The organism is Aliivibrio sp. 1S175, assembly GCF_001690985.1.
GTDB lineage: Bacteria > Pseudomonadota > Gammaproteobacteria > Enterobacterales > Vibrionaceae > Aliivibrio.
In genome coordinates this window covers 133373-154481 of record NZ_MAJS01000024.1, presented here as the reverse complement: position 1 = coordinate 154481, position 21109 = coordinate 133373, and the positions used below count along the sequence as shown (strand labels likewise).

Sequence of the window (21109 nt, the reverse complement as noted above, 5' to 3'; positions counted from 1 at the left end):
ATGTAGGTAGAGGCGTGTCAGTTTTTGCTGTCTCTGTATTAGTTATTTTTATTCATTAACAAGTAATTACTCGAACACGTAAGACGTTACAGACATTTCTTTCACTTTATCCCAATCCATTTCAATGCCAAGACCATTGCCTTCAGGTGCGTGGACAAAGCCTTCTTTATCTGTGCGAATGGTATTGATCGATGCTAGCTCAAAGTCATCGTATGGGTAGAACTGTTCGAAGAACTTACAGTTGTTGTGTGCCAGAGCTACGTGTAGGTTTGCTGCTTGCGTTAGCGTGTAGCCCATCGATTGAATTTCTAGGTTCTTGGAGAAGCCTTCCGCGATGTGGAAGCATTTGTTTAACGGTGTGATACCTCCACATACAGTTGCGTCTTGACGAATATCAGACCACATGTTTTGTGAAAGAGCGTACGTCACTTCTTGAAGTGTCAGTAGGCAGTTACCATGGCTAGAAATTTCTAGGTTCGTGTGATCAACTAAGCGTTTGTATGTGTTGTAGTCATAATCAGAGACTGGTGCTTCGAACCATTCCCAGTTGTAGCTTTCTAGGCGTTTTGCCATCGCCATTGCTTGTTCTGGCGTATAGAACGTTGCGGTATCGAGCATAAAGCGAATGCTTGTTTTACCGTAACGTGCTTGTACTGCATCAACAAGAGCAACATCTTTTGCGTATACGCAGTAGCAGTGCAGTTTGATTGCAGTGAAGCCGTGCTCAATACAGTCATCTAGGTATGGGAAGTACTCTTCAACGGTGTCAAACATTGGCGTTGATGCGTAAGAAAGCATTTTTGAACGAGCGCCGCCTAATAACATGTAAAGAGGCATGCCCGCTTTTTTGCCTTTGATATCCCATGCCGCGATATCGATAGGAGATTTCGCTGGTAGACCGCCCCAAGTACAACGAGATTGTAGCCAGTTGTATAACTCTTGGGTAGCAAGTGGGTTTTTACCAATCAGGCCCGGAACGATAGTTCGTTGTGATTCAATGATACAACGGTCAAAGTCGTTTTCTGTGTAGCTGATTGTTGCACCAGCACCTTCCGTACCGTCGTTACAGATAAGGCGCACAATGTTGTTGGTGTATAGTAAAGGTTCTTGGTTATCAGCCCAAGGCACAGGAGCCGCTAGGCGATCTGCAACAGCGTAAAGTTCAACGCGTTCAATTTTAAGATCTGACATTTTATAATCCTTACAGGCGTGAGCCATTTTTAATCATGATGGCGCGAATATCCGCAACGTTTAGGTCGCGAATCGCAGAATTTGTATCAATTGCTTTTACTGCGGCAATGCCTGCAGCATGACCCAATTCAAAACATTGAGCCGTTACTCGAGCTGATGCGAGAGCTTCATGTTCAGCACTCAAACAGCGGCCCGCGACGATGATGTTTTCACCGACGATGGGAACGAGAGTATGAAACGGGATGTCATAGTAGTCGTTCAGTAACCAGTGCAGTTTTGGCTTATCACCAGAGTGCAATTCGATTGGCCATGGAGTTCGACAGATGCCGTCTTCACGTTTACGGCAATTAACTACGTCTTCGTTAGTTAGTGTTTCAACACCAACAATTGAACGTGTTTGACGAATGCCAACTTCAACACCAGTATCCACCACGTAAGCGTCTTCGCAGCCCGGTACATACTTATTAAGGAAACGTGCGTAGTCACGAACTTGGCGACGACCAAAAATTTCTGCTTCGGTAAAATCTTTCGGATCGATAACGTTCAAGGTGCGGCCATCTTGGCCAGCTAAGCGAGTAGCGTTAACCATCAGTTCGCTAGGGCGAGTAGTAGGGAAGATCCAGATCTTATGACGAGGAAGATCATAGTTACCCGTCGCATTCGCCGCGAGGATGTTCTCGGTTACTTTTGGTGGGCAGATTGTGTCTTCACCGTAGTACGCTAGGTATTTGTCCATGTCGACACCAGCGTAGCGGAAGAACATGGTCGGGTTTTGAATGCGCCCATTGTCACCGAAATAGTAATCCATACCTGCACGAGCGATAATTGCGGCATCACCAGAAGCATCGATGATTTGTTTACTTAGAATGATGCTTTGGCCTGCGTTTGATTCAACGACAACGCCTTTAAATGCATCACCATCCATGATCACGCCAGTTACTGAAGTGTGGAACAAAGTAGTAACGCCAGCTTGCTCTAAAAGATCATCTGCGACTTCACGCCACACAAGTGGGTCGTGCGTCACAGTGAAGGTTTTTCCGTAAATTTGTGGAGGCGTCACGCCACCACGTTTTTCCAATTCTTGACGAAAACGTTCAGTAAAACCGAAAACAACTTGCTCTGGTTGGGCATTTTCGTCTTCTGTTGCCATGTACATGCCGCAAATGGTGCCGGATAGGCCAGCGACCGCTGCACCACCGCAAAATCCATATTTCTCAATCAACCATGTGTTCTTACCCATACGACCTGCGGTTTCTGCTGCGGCTACGCCAGCAGGGCCACCACCAATAACCAACACTTCGGTTTCTGCCAAGATTGGCAGCTCCGGTAGAGATTCAAAACGACGGATAATGTTCCAAAATTTCATTGTTGCCTCACTAATAGATTACTGATGTTCATCTGATATATCAGTTGTGTATTTTTAATATATGCCTGTATTTTTTGTGGTACAATTAATTTCGTCCTTAATGTGAGATTGCTCACTAAACAATTTATTGAGGGAACAAAAGGAAATGAAAATTAACCCCGTAAATAAGAATGAAGTTGCATACCATCAATTGGAGAAAATGATTATTTTCCGCGAACTAGAGCCGGGAACTATGGTGAGTGAGAAACAACTCGCAGAAAACTTAGGGTTAGGAAGAACACCAGTACGTGAAGCATTGCAGCGTTTATCTTATGAGCGAATGGCAGAGATTCATCCGCGAAGAGGTATTCAAATCCCCCCGATCTCGGTCGAAAGTCAGCTCAAAATATTAGAAGTACGTCGAGACATCGAAGCTCTGTGTGTTCGTTATGCCGCATCGAGAGCCAGTGTTGAAGAGAAGCAACAGATGTTGCAGTTAGCGGACGGCTTAGAAATATGTGCTCAGAATCGCGATGATTTTGAATATGCAGAATTGCTAAAAGAAATACATGTATTATTGGTAAAAGCCGCAGATAATGAATATCTGGAGTTAGCTATGGCCCCACTACAAGGGCTATCTCGTCGATTTTGGTTTGCTTATAAAGATGAAGGTCAAGATTTGTTCAAAGCGTCTTCTCTTCATGCTGCGGTGCTGCGAGCCGTCAGTCATACCGATGCAGAAGAAGCAGTAGCGGCATCTCATCGATTGAATGATTATCTGACCGACGTGGCTTATCGAAGTATCAAGCCGCGGGTTCTTCCGTATGATTAGGAACTAAATACCCCGTGTGATGCTCAAACTGGTGTTTTTAATCTTAATTCGAGCATTACATGGATTTCTCCAGCCACTAATATTCAGCTGATATCATTTCTTTTAAATTTGTTGATGCCTTATACCTACGTTTTTTCAATGATCCCGATTGAGTTAGATTTATGTTTCTTTACTACGCTTGGATTTGCACTCATGTTGGCGTGCGTAAAATATGTGAGTAACTATGGCATTCCAGCACTTGAAATAGGGCCGGTAAAGCGTCTGCGTATTCCTATGTTCAGATCGTCTTTTTTGCGCTATTAGGCGTTTGGGTATTTAATGAGATCCCATCAATGTGGGCTTATATCGGTGGTGGTTTGATTGTGACAGGTGCGATCATTAACGTATTTGGTAAGCAGGCTGTCTCTATTCCTAAGAAAAATAACTCACTTAACTAAGCGGGGCTATGTTTATCCCTTTTATGTAACCAATCAACACCTGATCTTAGGCACATCGTTCCATCTGGTTGTATATTGCGGCGTTAATCTATCGCGCCGCATTCCCCATTTTTCATTAATCCCTTGAGCGCCTAAAAACAGCGCATCCGTGCCATATTTTTGGTTAATACCATCAAATACACTCATCAATTCCGTATTATTTGGGGTCGGGTTTAGCATATCAAATTGCTCATGATCGCCATCGCTTAAGTCCAGCAAACCAACGCCCACTTTGTAATAATTAACACCTGGCTGAAATAACGCTTTAGCAAGAGAGGTCGCGACGGAAGTCAGTTGTGTTGCATCTGCTGTTGGATACGCAAAGTTATGAATTAGTTTTCTATTTACTGGCTTTTCATCAAAAGGGGAGTTAGAAGAAAAACACATCATAATTTTACACAGCGAGCCTTATTTTCTCGCCTTATAAGAAGCAATCGCCGCGTGCTTGGCTAACGCTTGCTGCAGTGATTCTAAATCGGTAATTCGGTTACCCATGCTTCTTGTTGAGAATATCTGTTTCTTATCCGCTCGTGCTACGCCCCATGATTTACAGACTTGGCCATTTAACTCCAGAACCACGCGCTCTACTTCCACATTGAAATTTTTACGAACCAGACCTATCGGCATCGCGCACAATTGCAACGCTGTATAAATTCCCATTGTGTTCATGCGTTTTGATAATTGGCGACCAATTCCCCATACATCACCGACGTCTAAAACCCCCAATACTTTTAAACGCTCTTGCTCTGAATCTAGAACGCAAACCCCATTGTATTGTTCTATTGTTATAACTACCATCTACAAATGGATATAATTCAAAATCACTTTTTAAGTACTTCTTTTGAAAGCCCATCAAATGGGCTTTATTCGCACCGAATTTTTGATAATTGGTAAACATCCCGTTCACGTAGAATATTTTAACTTTATCTACGTTTTCCTCACAAGATGCTGCGTAAGAAGAGCTAATAGAAAAAAGTGTGATAAATATTGATGCTAATACTTTATTCATTTTGAAACCCCTTCTAAGAACACATTACAATCAATCTCATAAATATCAGGCTCGTTTCCTTGTAAAGCTTTATACAGCTGAGTTGATGCTTCGTTACTTGCAATTGCACGTTCGATTGTGTCGTAATATAAGTCGATAGGGTTTACGAAGTGAGGGTTGGCTTGCTTGTAAATATCAATACAGTATTGAATTGTAATACCATCAATTGCCATTAACTGAGCATCTTCTACCGTAATTTCAATGTTATTTTCACTAAATTCGAGAAGTTTTCCGAACTCTTTACCAGCCTGAGTAGCTAGTGCAACTTCTTGTGTATTTGTATAAGTTTCTTCGACGGTAACTGCATAGTCGTCACGTAAGCCATCTCCATCACTATCTTTCCCAATTACATTTCCGTCGTCAGGAGTAGGGTCTGGGCTAGGTTTTCCCCCAACATCGAGATCTAATCTTTGCCACTCTGCTGAATCACTAGGAATCGAATTATTATTCCACCATTTTGCAATATAATACCCAACATTATATTCAACAACAGTACCACCATTGTACGGGGTTGATTGTTGCCAACGTTCAATCTCCTCAGTATTGATTGTTATCCAACCGTCCCAGCTTACTTTGTTATTTAAAGGTTCAGTGCCTTGAGTCCAGTGCGACGATATATATGTCAAGTCTTTCCACTGAACAACATCACCAGAATTGTATACTTTCTTTTCATCCCACTCTTCGGCTGAAAGGGCGACGTTAGGCAAACTAAAAATCGAAAGTAGAATGCCGAACTGAATAAACTTGTTTTTCATAAACCACTATGTCCTTAAAAGAAAATTTCCATTTGTTCCTTAGAAGATGAATAAGTTACTTCATCCAATAATTCTTCATATTTATTTAGTATTCTTATAGTGTCACCATTGTTGTTTAGTGTTACTCCTGATTGAATTTTATGAATAATTGTTTGTTGTTTAGCTAGATCGATTTCAATTACTTCATTTTTAAGTGAAGCATCTTGGATGATAATTTTTCCTTGAAAACTATTACCGAAATTTTGGATTTTGATTAATTCGTTACCCGAGTCTGAGTCTAAAGGGTTAGGGAGCAACGCTGTGATTCTTAACTTAGGTGCATCACAATCAGGGCAGTGAAAATCCACATAAACAGGAAGGTGGTCTGAAGCTCGCGTGTCATCATTTCCATCAATACCAACGACTTCATCAAATATTTTGGCTGCGGTAGGTTGACTGAAAAGAGTAATTAAGGCGGGTGAAACTAAGATTTGGTCGTACAAAGCCTTTCTTGCTGGTATGTCGTTTAAGAAATTATCAATATTTTATTTTCTTGAACCTGGTATCGATGGATTGACTAATCTTACAGATAGAATCTGTCTTATCGAGGCTTTTTAGACCAAATGAAACATGTTCTTTTAACGTTAATGGCTCGGTAATGTTAATAAGAAAACTGCCATTAACATTCTCTATTTGCATAGGGGAGTCGATGCCACGTTCTAATGTGTTAAGCGATCTATCATCTGGTGTGTCGTTGAAGTCACCTAAAAGAGCAGCATATTCAGTAGGAGCTTGATATATATAATCAATAAGGTCTAATGCTGCATTTGTCCTCTGCTCATCCGTAATCATTCGACCGTTATAACGAGATTTTGCATGATGATTTAACAATAAAATTTCTTTACCTTTATACGAGATGAATAATTTTAAAACTCTTCTTTCATCAATAAAATTTGGGTTCGACTTAGGAAAGGCAAAGTCTATGTTTTTATCCACGTTCTTCAAATTCCCAGAATCCAATCTATATTGAAAACCTTTTCGGATGGCGAACGCCAAATTCATATCATCTGTGCTGTCATCATCGATAATTATGTTCCAATCTGTTGCGGGGAAATATCGTTCTACAGCGTACCGATCTCTAACTTCCTGCAGTGCCACAACATCAGCGTTCAGATTGTTTATAACGCTTTGATAATTAATGACACGTACCTTGTTCATACAAGCAGGCAGGAATTTTGAGTTGTACGTAGCTAGTCGAAGGTTTTCACTTGATATGGCATATGGGGTAACGATTAAAAGACAAAGTAAAATAATTTTCATAAGTGCAGTTATATAAAAAATAGATATGAAAATAGTATCGTAATTATATTTAAATTTGCTAATTCGCCAATTATTTTTCGATTAGACTCACCTCACTCACTCCTGTATGGACAATGATTTCAGCTGATTATGTGATTTTAGTTGCTCAAAATCAGGGTTGCATAAATGCGGTTTGAGAGCATTGAACTTATCTGTAGGCCAATCGTAAACTTTAAAAGATAACAGCTCTTCTATCGCGGAAGGCTCAAAGCGATATTTCACGTGTTTTGCTGGAGAGCCTGCAACCACGCTATATGGCTCAACATCTTTGGTGACGACTTCATGAAGTAACTGAAACTTTGACCAGTGCTTTTCTTGCATAATAAACCTTTAAACGTATATAAAAATAATGCGGTTGGCATTAATTTAAAATAAGTCAGTGGATTCTAGGCTGTTTACAGTGGTTTACTTTTGAGCATGTATAATTCGTAACGTATTAAAATATAAAGAAACATTACTCTGATATGTTGTATTACTTTAATAGTCAACTACACTAATACAACTTACCAACTCATATGGATATTTAGCTAATGAACACCAAAAAAAATCATGTCATTTCATTTTTATCAGTACTGTTTTTGGTTGTCGGTTGCTCGCCATCATCTGATGTACCTTCTACGACTATTAGCGATTACAGTGGTTCAGCAAGTATTACGCAAGGTGCCGCCAAAGCGGTAGAGTCGGATATTTTTGAGTGCAAAAATGGGCGCAGCCGAGTTGCAAGTATTGGTGATATCACTGATTTAGAAGGTAAGGTTTGGCGCGTTCCTGCAAAAAATAATTTTTCCACAGGCCCTAAAGCTGTCGATCTATATGAAGAATGTGCAAATATCACGCCTTCAAATATTTCTAATGTAGATGAAGCTTCAGTGCCTGTTGTCGTTATTGATCCAGACGGTGAAGAAATTACGGGGTATATTTTTGCTGATAACTATTTTGAATTGTATATCAATGGTTCTCTTGTCGCGGTAGATACAGTGCCGTTTACACCGTTTAATTCTAGTATCGTGAAATTTAAAGTTAAGAAACCTTATACGATAGCGGTAAAAGTTATTGATTGGGAAGAAAACTTAGGTTTGGGAACAGAGAATAACCGTGGAAAGAGTTATCACCCAGGAGACGGTGGTTTTATTGCTAGCTTTAGCGATGGTACTGTTACAGGCTCAGATTGGAAAGCTCAAACATACTATACGTCACCTATTTATGATCTTACGTGTCTAAGTGAAGTGGAAGAGGTACGCCTGTCTGAAACTTGTACTACAGAAGGTACAGATAATGGAGAGAATGCTTACGCCGCTCATTGGGAAACCCCAAATAACTGGATGGGTAAAGAGTTTGATGCAACATCTTGGCCTCAAGCAACGTTATATACAGAAGGCGACATCGGCGTAAATAACAAGAAGGCGTACATGAATTTTATTGATAAATTTAGTGGTGCGGGAGCGAGTTTTATTTGGTCAACGAATGTGGTGCTTGATAATGAAGTATTACTTAGATATGAGGTTAAGTAATATTTCTGGCTCTGTGTAACTATCTTTTAGTTATCTCAGGTATAGGCGATTTTGATAAAAAAACAAAAAAGGCGTTAGCAAATTATTCTCTGCTAACGCCTAAATCATTATGTATAACGAATATGGAACGTTTACTGATTATGCTTAGTTTAAGTCTTAATCAACGTTACATTCAGTACAACTTTGTAGTACGATTTCATGTTCAAATACTGCTGTATCATTACCGTCTTCTAGTAACTCAGCTATTTCATCCGCAACTTCTTGCTCATCTTCCGCTTTAACTTGATCTGCTAGTTGTTCTTCTGAGTAACCGTAGAAATTCAGCAATAAGTAATCACGAGCTTCTGCTTTAGTACAAGTTACGTTCACAGAAAGCTCTGACTCTGCGCCTTCTTGCGCGATAATTGCAGCCGCTTGTGCTACGACATCATCTTTCATCGTCGCCGTTAACCAGCCAAGATCCGTGTTTACTTTGGTTTTTTTACAGTTAAAACAAGGCAGTTGTTGAAAGTAATATTGAAAATTAGTCATGGGTAATCTCTCTTTGAGTTCTGTATAGCAAGATTATGCGTATTTTGGGGTAAAATACTATCTTAATTAGGTTATTACCCCGAAACTAATTATTTGCGGACTCAAAGATAAGCAAGTGAACCTTTAGGGCGTTAATCTAAAGATGCCGATACTTTACTGTGACACTCTTGCTGTCACTAAAGGATAAATGCGCCATAAGTGTGACACTTTCATCCAGAAAAGTGTCACAATTAAAAGGGTATCTGTCATGAATAGGTTTGAAATTAAACGCAATATCGAGCGAAGATAAAGAAGATTGTTAAACAAGTCATACTGACGCCGGAATCTCAACCTCTTGATATAATTGAATCGTTTATTAGCAATGAACAAGAAACGGATAAGCAAAACATTATCGCCCTTGTATTAGAGGAGCTAGGACGAATTCACGAGGGAGTATTGGCACGATACGGCCTAAGACTGTCTCAGCTAGAAAAGTGGCGTTAATTGCATGGGTAATGAGCAACAAGGCAAGTGTGCAAGCGGGACAATAACCATGCGCAAAAAGCACAAACAACGTGCTTATTGCGGCCACGTTCCGCAACAAGTTCCATTGAAATGGTTTAATTCTTTGAATTTACTTTAATTTATTGTTTAACCTATACTAACATTCTATGAGTTTGAGTATATTAGCCATACCTTTCAGCCAATCCCGCTCTATCTCGCTAACCTCCTTAAAGCAAACAACGCTTAAACTCGATGGCTCGACAATGAAAGTTTCACCGCGTACGGTATTAGTAAACTGGTCTGAATCGAACCACTTAAAGATGACCGAGAAATGGATTTTTAAACCTTCTAAGGCATTGCATTACAAGCCGCGCTAAATAACCCAGAAGACGGTTATGATAAAACCAATATTGCGTGACGCTTGTTAGGCGACGGTGTTGAATAAAGTGTGAATAGGTTATTTATCTATGAATTTTTGCAATATGCTCATACTTATCGACTACGGATAATCCTAGTACATTTTTTTGTGCGGTTAATGCAACCTTTTGACCAATCGATATTTCCTGCCAAAATTTCTCTTTAACTCGTAGTTCTAACCGAGGGTAATTAACGGGTTGTACTGTAATGGTGTAATAGGCGCTTCGGCCACTACGGTGTGCTTTTTCAATGACAGGGGTATTGATAATAAAAGGAGAGCCAATTAAGGCATGCATGTTAATCGCCCCAACAAAGCCAATGCAAAGCACCATATAGATAGAACGGTATTTAAAAATATAGAACGGATGTTGGCGAACTTTACTGTTGTGATTTAATTTCTGAATATCATTGTAATGCGTTAATACTAACCAACCAAGTGCATAACCAAAAATAGCCACGGCAAGCATGAGGTAATAACCGTAAAAAGTTGTGTTGGTGGTTTCTAAGAAAAACCAACCACAAATCATAAGCGGTACGAACCAAGGGTGACCTATTGTTTCTATTATTTTATTCACCGGATTCTGTATTCCAAAAATAGAGAGCATTAAACAAGATTACCCCAAAATCATCACAAGAACACAATAAAACTGAAGTATAACTGTCATCTTCAATCCCTACTATGAGCATCACATTAACGGTTACTCATACTAAATCATTAGGGAATAAGATGAAAAAGCAATTGATAACAGGTGTTCTAGCGTCGTTACTTTCAACGACAACCATGGCAGAAACCAACATAACGTGGTGGCATGCAATGAGTGGTCAGCTAGGCGAAACAGTCAATACTATTGCTCGTGATTTTAATGCGTCACAAGATGAATACAAAATTACCCCAGTGTTTAAAGGCTCATACGTAGAAACCCTCACCGCAGGCATTGCCGCTTATCGTGCCGACCAAGCGCCGAACATTCTGCAAGTGGCCGATGTGGGTGCCGCAACCATCATCAATGCCCCTGGGGTTGCAAAACCTGTCGAAGATATTCTCGTTCAATCTGGTTATTCATTTAATAACAAAGACTACATTGCAGGGGTTCGTAACTTCTACGCAGACAGCAATGGAAAAATGATCGGTATGCCATTCAATAGCTCAACCCCAGTGCTCTATTACAACAAAGACATTCTTGCAAAAGCAGGGGTCGAAGCGCCTAAAACCTATGAAGAGCTAGAACAAGTCGCGAAAAAATTAAAAACGCAAGGCTACGCCACTTTCTCACAATCTTTAACGCCTTGGATCATGTTCGAAAACTTCAAGTCTCGCCATAACCTTCCTGTTGCTAATAAAAACAATGGCTTTGATGCGCCAGCGACCAACATCATGATTAATACGCCAGACATGGCAATGCACTTTAACAAGCTAAAAGAGTGGTCAGACAAAGGGTATTACAAGTATTACGGCTCAGATTGGGATGCAAACCAACAACCATTTGAGAAGCAAAAAGTAGCAATGTGGTTAGGATCATCAGGCTCGTTTGGTGGGTTACGTAACCGTGTTGATTTTGAGTTAGGTACAACGTATCTACCATATTGGAAATCAGTCAATAAAGAGGCCGGTCGCACCTTTATTGGTGGCGCTGCGTTATTTGCCATTGATGGTAAGCCAAAAGAAGAAGAGCAAGCCGTTGCAGCCTTTTTTAGTTATTTAACAAGCCCTGAGACACAAATGTTTTGGCATAAATCAACGGGTTATGTGACGGTTACCAAAGCCGCTTATAACATGACTAAACAATCAGGTTATTACCAAGAACAGCCAGATGCAGAAGTAGGCGTAAAACAGTTGAGCTTACCGGGTGGCGAATGGACGCGTGGTTACCGCTTAGGTTTCTACTCACAAATCCAAGAGGTAATGCATAGAGAGTTTGATAACGTATTTGCAGACCGAATTACGGTAGAAAAAGCACTCGCCAATATCGATAAAGAAAGCCAAGTGATGCTAAACCGTTTCGCGCGCTCAGTGCGATAACAAGGGTTCACTGTGGTTGATTTAGGTTAGCCACAGTGATTTTTTTCTTTTTAATGTAGTAGGTTATAACAGTGGAACAACGACAACAATTTACCCACTCGGCATTACCTTATGCGCTTTTAGTGCCACAAATCGCCATTATTGCGGTGTTCTTTTTCTATCCTGCAGCCGAAGCGGTTTATCTCTCCTTTATGCTAGAAGACCCTTGGGGGTTATCATCAACCTTTGTCGGTTTAGAGAATTACGACATTATTTTTAGCTCGGCAGAGTATTTAAGATCGATCTTTTTTACGGTTGGCTTTGCCATTGTTGTGTCATTTTTATCATTAGCCATCGCGCTTTTACTGGCGGTGAAAGCCAATAATATTTTGCATGGTAAGAGTGCTTATAAAATCACGCTCACTTGGGTATATGCGGTTGCTCCTGCGGTGGCCGGTATTATGGGCGGCTTTATTTTCAATCCTCATATTGGTGTTTTTACCGATATTTTTGCCAGTCTTGGTTGGGATTTTAGCTTATACACCAGTCCTTTTGATGCGACGTTAACCTTGGTTTTGGTCTCGGTGTGGAAGCAAGTCTCGGTTAACTTTATCTACTTTCTTGCTGGGCTACAGTCTATTTCCTATGCGGTGAATGAAGCGGCAATGTTGGATTGCGAGAGTGATCGCCGTCGCTTCTGGACTATTACTTTTCCACTGCTTGCTCCTACAGGCTTTTTCTTATTAGTCATCAACTTAACCTATGCCTTTTTTGAAACCTTCGGCGTTATCGATACTTTAACGTCAGGCGGTCCGGGTGGGGGAACGACCTCATTGGTTTATAAGATTTATCGTGATGGCTTCATTGGGACAGACATTGGTGGCAGTGCGGCGCAATCGGTGGTGTTACTGGTTTTAGTCTTAATGCTGACTTGGGTGCAATTTAAGTTTATTGAAAAGCGTGTGCACTATTAATTCAAAGAGATGTATTGGTACACAGCAATGATGAGAATTTTATTATGAAACAGAATCAATGGTTCGATCATGTGATCCTAATAGCAGGGGCGCTTTTTATGATCATCCCTATTTGGCTAATTTTCGCCAGCTCTACCCACAACCCAAACACCATTATTAGTGATGGATTGCAGTGGTGGCCGGGCGGTAACCTTTTTGAGGTTTACGGTGAAGTGTGGGACAAGAGCATCGGCTTTAGTACGGATGTGAATGCAAAATCGATGATCATTAACTCAATGGTGATGGGACTTGGCTTTGCCATTGGCAAGATCATTATTTCGATGATGGCAGCTTATGCCTTGGTCTATTTTCGTATGCCTTTTGCTTCGCTGTGGTTTTGGCTGATATTTGTCACGCTATTGTTGCCATTAGAAGTGCGCATCATTCCTTCTTATGAGGTGGTTGCGAACTTAGGGATGTTAAACAGTTTTTCTGGGCTCATTTTACCGCTAATAGCTTCAGCGACAGCGACGTTTTTCTTTCGTCAATTTTTTAGAACTATCCCAAATGAATTACTAGAAGCAGCGCAACTTGATAACGCGGGACCAATTCGCTTTTTTCTCGATATTTTATTACCGTTATCAAAAACTATGATCGCTGCGATTTTCATCATCATGTTTGTGGTGGGTTGGAACCAATATTTATGGCCAATCATGATGACCACCGATGAAAGTTACAACACTATCGTGATGGGCGTGAAGCAGTTATTGAGTGACATAAGCCAAAGCAGTCAACCGCGTTACGACCAAGCCTTTGCTCTGGTTATCTTCGCCATGTTGCCACCGATTTTAGTGGTTATTATTTTTCAGCGTTGGTTTGTGAAAGGCCTTGTTGAAACCGAGAAATAACCGTGCTGATGCGGCTATGAAACCGCATTGCCAATACCTAATTTGTGAAGAGATAGACTATGTTAGCACTTAAAAATTTAGTAAAAACCTACGACAATGGTCACCAAGCGGTAAAAGGTGTTTCTGTTGATATTAAGCAAGGTGAGTTCATTGTATTGGTTGGTCCGTCGGGCTGTGGTAAATCCTCTATCTTGCGCTCTATCGCAGGGTTAGAGTCGATCACTGGTGGCGAAATTGAGTTGAATCATCGTCGTATTGATACCGAAAAACCTGCCAGTCGTGATATCGCTATGGTATTCCAAAACTACGCGTTATATCCGCACATGACGGTTTACGAGAATTTGGCCTACGGGTTAAAAAATCGAGGTGTTGATAAGGCTACGATCACATCAAAAATTAAAAAAGTTGCTGAAACACTCAAAATTGCAGAGTATTTAGATCGCAAGCCTGCAAAGTTATCAGGTGGTCAGCGTCAACGTGTTGCCATGGGACGTGCGATTGTGCGTGATCCACAGTTGTTCTTGTTTGATGAGCCATTATCTAATCTAGATGCTTCACTGCGTGCCCACATGCGTTTAGAAATTAAAAAGCTGCAACGAGAGCTAGGCGTAACCAGTGTGTATGTGACTCATGATCAAGTGGAGGCGATGACCTTGGCGGATCGTATTATTGTGCTAAACCAAGGTGAGATTGAGCAAATCGGCACGCCATCTGAGGTGTATCACCAACCAGCAAGTACGTTTGTGGCGAGTTTTATTGGTAGTCCTGCGATGAACTTCCATCAAGCGGAAATTGTGAATGGGGTGATTAAGTTTGATCAACAAAGTGTGTTTCTGGCTGAATACGCCCATCTACCTGCTCAGACAATACAGCTTGGAATTAGACCTGAACACGCCTTGTTAGAGCCAGTAAATACAGGGTTAAGCTTTCCATTAAGTGTGCAAGCAGTTGAACCGTTAGGGCCGAATCAGTTAGTTCATGGTTTGGTTGGAGGCAAAACATTTACCGCGTTAACGCCAGAGTTAGACTTTGCCACTCAAGAATCACTGACGCTTAACGTTGCAAAGCAGCACTTGCATTTGTTTGATGAGGCGGGGAAGCGCTTATTGGCTGATACCAATGTGTTAGCGCAAGCAAGCTAGATCATTCGTTTCAGATTAGCTCACTTTAGCTGATGGTAGAGTGAGCTTAACAAAAATAGGACTTTATTTTTTCTCGTAACCACCGCAATGCAATTACTAGTAGAAACCATAGACATTAGTGACACAAGAGACGTACATTCAACCGCTCTATTGTGGGTAATGTAATGCCAGTCAGTTAAGTTGACTGGCATTTTTTAGTTTGATGAAGCAGAGAGAGGCGCTTATTGGCGATACGAATATGTTAGTGAAAGCAAGTTGGATCTCTCGTTTCATATTATCGAACTATAGTGTTAACTTAGGTTGAATAAAATCAATAAATGCTGAGATACGTTTTGCAACAGATGATGATTTATAGAACACCGCATTAATTTGTTCTCTCCCTGTATTTGTCAGCTTCTCACTCTCTAATAGCGTAATTAACCGTCCTTCTTCAATATCTTTCTTAACCATAAAACCTGATAAACAAGCGATACCATTACCAGCTAAAGTTAGTTGTCGAACCGTTTCTCCATTACTCGATGTCAGTATGGGATTTAACGATTCAAAACCTTTCAAAGGCCAGACATTGAGAATTTTAGGCCCTGCGAATCCAATTGTGTCATGCTTAACTAAATCACTGCATTTCTTTGGAATCCCCCTATGTGATAAATAATCAGGCGTAGCAACAATATATAATAAACTGCGTCCAAGTAATCGAGCATGAAGTGTCGAGTCATTGAGATCACCAATCCTAATCGCTAAGTCGGTTTTCTTTTCCAATAGGTCAACAAAACCTTCATTAGAAGTGAGTTCCAAATCGATATGTGGGTATTCTTGGTTAAATGCTTGTATTAGAGGTATGAGCTGATGGAAAACAAATGGACTGGCCGCATCTACTCGTAAGCGCCCTCTTGGTAACTCGCCGCGAGTGATGATCTCTTCCTCTGCTAGTTGGATCTTAATTAATCCAACTCGTACCGACTCTACAAATTGACGCCCTTCGTCCGTTAACTCTACTCGCCTAGTTGTTCGGTTAAGAATCGAGACCCCAAGTTGTTTTTCTACCTTACTCACCGCTCTTGATACACGAGCAACTTGAATATCTAATGCCTCTGCAGCTGCCGTAAATCCGCCACTATCGACTACCGTCAACAATATTTCTAAATCGTCAGACCGAGTTCTCATATCATTCCTTTTTCTGTTTTTTACTGTCTTTTATTGCATATATAACAAATATCTTTTGTTAAAGCCTCTATTTTTCTCAACTATTGTTCCAAGCATAATGCCTTCATTGAAACAGATCGCGGTATTACAGGTAATCAACTTCACCTCATATCGCTCTATATAATACTAAATATAAGTGAGTAAATTATGCCCTTAGCACTTCTTGCATTGACGCTCAGCGCCTTTGCTATAGGAACAACAGAATTTGTTATTGTTGGGTTGCTTCCAACAATGGCTACCGACTTAAACGTCTCTTTACCATCCGCAGGGCTTTTAGTTAGTCTTTACGCCCTTGGTGTTGCCATTGGCGCGCCAGTTTTAACTGCGCTTACGGGTAAATGGAATCGAAAGCACGTATTACTAAGCGTCATGTCTCTTTTTGTCGCAGGTAACCTACTCGCATGGCAAGCTCCTAGCTATAGCACCTTAATCGCAGCCCGAATTTTGACGGGTTTAGCACATGGTGTGTTCTTCTCTATTGGTTCAACTATAGCTACAGGTTTAGTTTCTAAAGAAAAGGCGGCCAGTGCCATTGCTATTATGTTTACAGGTTTAACTGTAGCATTAGTCACTGGTGTTCCACTTGGTACTTATATCGGTCAAGCTTTTGGTTGGCAGTCAACGTTCCTTATTGTGGCCGTTTTAGGTTTAGTCGCGTTAATTGGTAGTGCTTTCTTAGTACCGAATAACCTTAAACAACCTCCAGCGTCAAAACTATCTTCACAACTGAAGGTACTAACACAACCCCGATTATTATTGGTCTATGCCATCACGGCATTAGGCTACGGTGGTACATTTACTGCATTTACGTTCCTTGCCCCTATTTTAGAGCAAGTGTCAGGGTTCAACCCTAGCGCTATCAGTTTAATTATGTTGGTGTATGGTGTTTCTGTCGCTGTTGGTAACATTTTTGGTGGGAAAATGGCGGATAAAATTGGTCCAATCAAAGCGCTGACTATCATTTTTTCAGGTTTAGCTGCTATCTTAGTCGTATTTAATTTTACTGCAGTTCACCCTATTGCAGCGGTGGCGACTATCTTAGTTTGGGGAGCGTTTGCCTTTGGTAATGTTCCAGGACTGCAAGTGTATGTCGTAAAACTAGCAGAGAAACACACTCCTGATGCTGTTGATGTAGCTTCTGGACTTAATATTGCTGCTTTTAATGTGGGTATTGCTCTTGGTTCTTGGGGAGGCGGCTTGATTGTTGCGAAAGCAGGACTTATGCATACGCCATGGGTTGGCGCTGTTATTGTTCTTATTGCACTAGCTCTCACTCGTTATAGTGGTCGACTAGACCGTCGTAATGAAGAAAAATGCGAAGCGCTTAAATTAGCGTAAACAAAATTCTTCAAATTTGACTATCGTTTGTTGTTAATTTTGCAAGTGGAGTATGAGGAGGTGTTCCATTTTTAGTGGATAACAACTCTAAGCTATTTTGGGGTAGTGGCAGGTTAGCTATTACCCCGAAGCTTACATAATGTTAACCCTACACCTCTCCAGCCACCGCGCATTGGCCTTCAATCACTACCTTCTGCTTCTTCTCTAGCATCTCAAACACAATCAGCAACACAGCAGCTATAACAGCACCAACAAAGCATAAATACAGTGCGCTGTAGTAGTTGTATAACTCACCCACTACACCCACCATCACGCTTGATACCAAGACACTGATGTTCAACATGTTTGAGAAAAGGGTAGAGGCCGTGCCTAATCGGTCTTTCATCATGTCTTGCAGTGCGACCATTCCTAACGTTGCACACACACCAATGAAGAATCCATTAAGTACTTGGGCAATCAACATGCCTGTAAAACTGGTGGTTGATAACATAACAAGAAAGAACATGGCACCAGATAAGACACCAAGCGTCATTACTCTGGTTGTGCCTAGTTTTTCTGCCATTTTACCTGCTCCAAGCATAACCGGAATTTCAAAAGCTGCCGCCATACCAAACATTAAGCCTAACCAACTCACATCAACTTGCAGCTCTTGTGAAAGATACAAAGGCATACTGGTGATGTATAAATTATTGGCAGAAAAAGCACACACAATAATAAAGCAATAAAATACAACCATGCGTCCTAACGGTTTATTCTCAACCGTTGCCGCCGTTCGTTCTTCTTTTGTTACCACATTATCGGGAATGAATTTAGCGACGATGAATATAGCGATAGATACAGTTATGGCAGACACCGCAAATGTAGCACTAAATCCAAATTGTGCTTTAAGCATAAATGCAGCGGGAGGACCAAATACCCAAGCAATGGCAAGACCTGCTCGCATTGTTGCTAAAAAACTGGTGCTATTAGCAACGTGTCTGTCGCCATATTCACGGCCTAATGCAAACAGTTGGCCGAAAGAAGCCCCACTAATACTGCCAAACCCAACAGCTATCGCAACGGCTAACCAATAGTCTCGAATAACGGTAAAACTAGCGACTAAAATTAAGTAGCTTGCTAATGAGGTGATAAGGATAGTTTTACGGTTCCAATGCGTGTCTGAACGTTTTGCAATAAAGTGAGATACGATCACTGAACTGCTGACAGCAAGTGTCATATACAGACTTAACATCATTGGTGACGCGCCCAGCTCCTCTACAATGAATAGACTTGATAGTGGGTAAAAAAACGCACTACAAAGCCCTGTAATAAAGGCGGTAAAAATAAACAAAAATGACTTTTTGTTATGTGGCATAGTAAAACTCCAGTGTACGAAATAGGTTTTTATTAACGATTTTATTTATGCGTAGTCTACTCAATGATTGTGGGGGGCATTGATGTTATTCGAGCTACATCTAATACTATTCATTCATTTTATCATCTTCCTTTGACAGATAATGCTTACCGGATTAGCCTGAGAGACTACTTAATCGTTGGGATAAAGAATGAAACCGTTTAAAGAGCACGTTCAAAATGTGCCGAGTTTTGATTGGATTGTTAGAGAGTTTCATTGTCGTGTAGAAGACAGTGAATTTGCTTGCTCTTGGCATTATCATTCTGAATATGAATTGGTGTTGTATCTTGACCCCGGCGAGGCATTTCAAGGCAGTTATTTTGCGGGAGATGCGATTGGCGATATCAATCATAATACCTTGTTACTTTATGGGCCCGGCTTACCGCATATGGTGGCAGGACGAAGTGTAAAATCAGTTAAAAATAATCACCATACGCTTATTGTGTGGTTTGCTCATCATTGGGTAGAGCGATTACAAACGTTGCTACCAGAGGCGAGAAACCTTAAGCGTTTATTAGATAACTCGGCTTACGGCCTCTCTTTTAGCACCGAAACCGCCCAAAAGGTATCGGCATTACTTAATGATGTGGAGAAACTAGATCGCCATTATCAAGCCATTAAAGTCATTGAAATATTGGTCAGTCTTTCTGATGATAGTAAAGCAAAAACCTTATCAACGACGCCTTATCGTAGCAGACCAATTTCAGAAGATACGGAATTAAACCAACGCTTTGAAAGAGCAACTCAGTATGTTGAAAAGTATTATGGTGATGCGATTAAAATATCCGATTTGTGTAAGAAACTGCACATGAGTGAAAGCTCGGCATATCGAATGTTTGAGAAGCATTATGGGATGAGTTTTTCTGAGCATTTAAAGCAATATCGAATTGGTAAGGCGTGTGAACTGTTAGCGAATACCTCCTTACCAATCGCTCTTGTTGCAGAGAAGACAGGGTTTAAAAATATCTCGAATTTTAATCGACAATTTAAAGAGCTAAAAGTCATGACACCAACGGAATTTCGACGTCGATTCAATTAGGTAATTATTCAGAAAATTATTAGGAGGAAGGTAAATGAATTTAAATTTTATCAAACATTTTCTTGCAGTGTATGATTTTGGTAGTGTCACAAAAGCCGCGGTTCATTTAGATATTACTCAGCCTTCAATGAGCAGTGCGATTAAAAAATTTGAAGAGAGTTATGGGCAGCCGTTATTTTTAAAAGTAGGGCGATCTCTAGAGCCAACAGATGCGGCTCATTCATTGGCCTATCAGGTACGGCCGATAATGGAGCAACTGGTAGTGGCGTTGGAATCCCCTCGTCGTTTGATTATTAGTGCGCCTGAAATCGTATTGCAATCTCTGCCTGACATGGATGATGCTTTGTTGACAGAAAGTCCAGCGGTTGAATATCAAATGCTCGATAAAATTCGCTCGGGTGAGGTGGATATTTTGATTGATGATATTACGGTTACTGACTATACCTTTGTGACGGAGAGTTTAGGTAAGTTGGATATCGCCTTTGCTTGTCGACGTGATCACCCAACCATTATGGGAAATTCATTAAGTTTAGAGCAATTTAACCAAGCCGAGCATGTCATGCTTAAATTGAAAAATGAGAACATGGGCGCATTTGAAACCCGTCCTGATGAGATATTTGAGCGTAACATTGTTCGTGAAGTGAGTGGGCCATCTAATTTATTGTTAAGTGTTAGACACACGGATGCGATCTGTATTGTGGCTGAAAGTATGTTTGGGTTAGCCAAAGAGCTCGGCTTAAAAGTAGTAGAGTCACCTTTCCCACTTCAACCGTATGAAATTAAGCTTATTTATCATCGCCGTAATATCACGAATAAAACACACAAATATATACGTGAGCAGATTAAGGCAAGATTAAGTTAAGTAAACGGAATGCTATGATATGTTAAGCAGTAAATGCATAGGTAAAAACTATGCATCACATAGCCAGTGACCAATAGTTTATCGTTATCAACCATCATAGTATTACCTGATTAGAGTCTAATTTATTAATATGTAATGAAAAATTAGATTTATTTTAACTACAGGTAAACCGGAGTTATTTGATGAAACTTGATAAAGATGTTGTTATTCCTCGTGTATTGATTGCCACCATTGTCGCAGTTTTAATGCTTGTACCTAATGTATCCTAGTGTATAAAGTGGGCAAGACATAAATGTATTGTCAGCGGTACAAGTACAAGTTAGTGAGCTAACAGAACCCCCCTCT

General features: G+C 40.7%; 18 protein-coding genes and 3 pseudogenes. 10 read left to right on the top strand and 11 right to left on the bottom strand.

The genetic code is table 11. The features are described 5' to 3' along the window. Window positions 1-66: 66 nt before the first annotated feature. Both A6E06_RS10330 and A6E06_RS10325 read right to left on the bottom strand, forming a co-directional pair. Window positions 67-1191, bottom strand: a complete 1125-nt coding sequence (locus A6E06_RS10330) for a mandelate racemase/muconate lactonizing enzyme family protein (protein WP_065592325.1) — start codon at window positions 1189-1191, stop codon at window positions 67-69. A 10-nt stretch (window positions 1192-1201) separates the two neighbouring features. Then, window positions 1202-2557: an FAD-dependent oxidoreductase gene (locus tag A6E06_RS10325; protein ID WP_065592326.1), complete on the bottom strand. Its 1356-nt coding sequence runs from the start codon at window positions 2555-2557 to the stop codon at window positions 1202-1204. A gap of 145 nt (window positions 2558-2702) precedes the next feature. Here A6E06_RS10325 and A6E06_RS10320 point away from each other — a divergent pair, with 145 nt between their 5' ends. Together A6E06_RS10320 and A6E06_RS19575 are read left to right on the top strand one after the other, a co-directional pair. Then, window positions 2703-3368, top strand: coding sequence for a GntR family transcriptional regulator (locus A6E06_RS10320; protein ID WP_065592327.1), 666 nt, complete (start codon window positions 2703-2705; stop codon window positions 3366-3368). Between the two features lie 248 nt (window positions 3369-3616). Further along, window positions 3617-3805, top strand: a pseudogene (locus A6E06_RS19575) (EamA/RhaT family transporter); the annotation flags it as partial. 33 nt (window positions 3806-3838) lie between these two features. Here A6E06_RS19575 and A6E06_RS10315 read toward each other — a convergent pair. The 5 genes and pseudogenes from A6E06_RS10315 to A6E06_RS10295 all read right to left on the bottom strand — a co-directional run. Further along, a pseudogene (locus A6E06_RS10315) lies at window positions 3839-4627 on the bottom strand (DUF4113 domain-containing protein); the annotation flags it as partial. A 222-nt stretch (window positions 4628-4849) separates the two neighbouring features. Next, window positions 4850-5647 (bottom strand): hypothetical protein, encoded by a 798-nt coding sequence (locus tag A6E06_RS10310; RefSeq protein ID WP_065592328.1) that lies wholly within the window; start codon window positions 5645-5647, stop codon window positions 4850-4852. Between the two features lie 14 nt (window positions 5648-5661). Then, window positions 5662-6129, bottom strand: a complete 468-nt coding sequence (locus tag A6E06_RS10305; protein WP_065592329.1) for a hypothetical protein — start codon at window positions 6127-6129, stop codon at window positions 5662-5664. Between the two features lie 34 nt (window positions 6130-6163). Further along, a complete protein-coding gene (locus A6E06_RS10300) occupies window positions 6164-6946 on the bottom strand; it encodes an endonuclease/exonuclease/phosphatase family protein (protein ID WP_065592330.1) in 783 nt (260 codons plus the stop codon). 96 nt (window positions 6947-7042) lie between these two features. Then, window positions 7043-7276: pseudogene (locus A6E06_RS10295) on the bottom strand (hypothetical protein); the annotation flags it as partial. A gap of 239 nt (window positions 7277-7515) precedes the next feature. Here A6E06_RS10295 and A6E06_RS10290 point away from each other — a divergent pair. Beyond that, entirely contained in the window at window positions 7516-8496 is a 981-nt protein-coding gene (locus A6E06_RS10290) for a hypothetical protein (RefSeq protein WP_141676939.1), read from the top strand. Window positions 8497-8652: 156 nt separating this feature from the next. Here A6E06_RS10290 and A6E06_RS10285 read toward each other — a convergent pair whose 3' ends face one another. Then, window positions 8653-9027, bottom strand: coding sequence for a hypothetical protein (locus A6E06_RS10285; RefSeq protein WP_065592331.1), 375 nt, complete (start codon window positions 9025-9027; stop codon window positions 8653-8655). A gap of 944 nt (window positions 9028-9971) precedes the next feature. Further along, the gene (locus A6E06_RS10280; RefSeq protein ID WP_141676938.1) at window positions 9972-10502 is read right to left on the bottom strand and encodes a hypothetical protein; all 531 of its coding nucleotides are present in this window, start codon (window positions 10500-10502) and stop codon (window positions 9972-9974) included. 152 nt (window positions 10503-10654) lie between these two features. On the opposite strand from A6E06_RS10280, the gene A6E06_RS10275 reads away from it, so the two are divergent. From A6E06_RS10275 to ugpC, 4 genes are all read left to right on the top strand, one after another. Further along, the gene (locus A6E06_RS10275) at window positions 10655-11947 is read left to right on the top strand and encodes an extracellular solute-binding protein (RefSeq protein ID WP_065592333.1); all 1293 of its coding nucleotides are present in this window, start codon (window positions 10655-10657) and stop codon (window positions 11945-11947) included. 71 nt (window positions 11948-12018) lie between these two features. Beyond that, window positions 12019-12900 carry an ABC transporter permease subunit gene (locus tag A6E06_RS10270; protein WP_065592334.1) on the top strand — a complete coding sequence of 294 codons (882 nt, stop codon included), beginning with the start codon at window positions 12019-12021 and terminating at the stop codon, window positions 12898-12900. A 44-nt stretch (window positions 12901-12944) separates the two neighbouring features. Next, the gene (ugpE, locus tag A6E06_RS10265) at window positions 12945-13787 is read left to right on the top strand and encodes a sn-glycerol-3-phosphate ABC transporter permease UgpE (protein ID WP_065592335.1); all 843 of its coding nucleotides are present in this window, start codon (window positions 12945-12947) and stop codon (window positions 13785-13787) included. 59 nt (window positions 13788-13846) lie between these two features. After that, window positions 13847-14929, top strand: a complete 1083-nt coding sequence (ugpC, locus tag A6E06_RS10260; protein WP_065592336.1) for a sn-glycerol-3-phosphate ABC transporter ATP-binding protein UgpC — start codon at window positions 13847-13849, stop codon at window positions 14927-14929. A 282-nt stretch (window positions 14930-15211) separates the two neighbouring features. On the opposite strand, the gene A6E06_RS10255 is transcribed toward ugpC, so the two are convergent. Next, window positions 15212-16093 carry a LysR family transcriptional regulator gene (locus tag A6E06_RS10255; RefSeq protein WP_065592337.1) on the bottom strand — a complete coding sequence of 294 codons (882 nt, stop codon included), beginning with the start codon at window positions 16091-16093 and terminating at the stop codon, window positions 15212-15214. A gap of 186 nt (window positions 16094-16279) precedes the next feature. Here A6E06_RS10255 and A6E06_RS10250 point away from each other — a divergent pair, with 186 nt between their 5' ends. Beyond that, complete coding sequence (locus A6E06_RS10250) at window positions 16280-17470, top strand: MFS transporter (protein WP_065592338.1); 1191 nt, start codon at window positions 16280-16282, stop codon at window positions 17468-17470. Window positions 17471-17618: 148 nt separating this feature from the next. Here A6E06_RS10250 and A6E06_RS10245 read toward each other — a convergent pair whose 3' ends face one another. Further along, window positions 17619-18824: a sugar efflux transporter gene (locus A6E06_RS10245; RefSeq protein WP_065592339.1), complete on the bottom strand. Its 1206-nt coding sequence runs from the start codon at window positions 18822-18824 to the stop codon at window positions 17619-17621. A 190-nt stretch (window positions 18825-19014) separates the two neighbouring features. On the opposite strand from A6E06_RS10245, the gene A6E06_RS10240 reads away from it, so the two are divergent. Continuing rightward, complete coding sequence (locus tag A6E06_RS10240; RefSeq protein ID WP_065592340.1) at window positions 19015-19902, top strand: AraC family transcriptional regulator; 888 nt, start codon at window positions 19015-19017, stop codon at window positions 19900-19902. A gap of 34 nt (window positions 19903-19936) precedes the next feature. Next, on the top strand, window positions 19937-20764 hold the full coding sequence (locus tag A6E06_RS10235; protein WP_065592341.1) for a LysR family transcriptional regulator: 828 nt from the start codon (window positions 19937-19939) through the stop codon (window positions 20762-20764). The last annotated feature ends 345 nt before the right edge of the window (window positions 20765-21109 follow it).